The organism is Endozoicomonas atrinae (assembly GCF_001647025.1).
In the GTDB taxonomy this organism is placed as follows: Bacteria; Pseudomonadota; Gammaproteobacteria; order Pseudomonadales; family Endozoicomonadaceae; genus Endozoicomonas; species Endozoicomonas atrinae.
Map to the genome: position 1 here is coordinate 1 of NZ_LUKQ02000844.1, position 317 is coordinate 317.

At 57.1% G+C, this 317-nt stretch carries 1 protein-coding gene; it reads right to left on the reverse strand.

What is annotated here, in order from left to right; all coding sequences use genetic code 11:
- A partial coding sequence (locus AK963_RS34600; RefSeq protein ID WP_238593921.1) for a hypothetical protein occupies window positions 1–235 on the reverse strand: 235 nt, incomplete at its 3' end.
- Between the last annotated feature and the right edge of the window lie 82 nt (window positions 236–317).

Consider the following 317-nt stretch of genomic DNA (forward strand, 5'->3'; position numbering starts at 1 on the left):
TGTCGCTGCAAATCACAAAGGCGGCCATCAACAGGTTCGCCTCCTGGATGCCCTGACCGGTGACGCTGACGCTCTGGGTGTTCTCAATGGACACCCGCACCGCTTTTCTGGCGGTGAGCAGGCGGCTTAGTTCGGTTTCGGTAAAACGACCGGGGTGACTTGCCACATCTGTCGTGTGGTTGACCAGTGCAACTTCCAGGTGGTCGGTGATGGCTTTGAGGGCTTCGTTAAACATTGCGGTTGGCCACGTCCTTGACCCACTGCTCGATGGTCTGTTGAACCAGATTGATCTGGCGCTGCTCGATGCCCAGAAATGG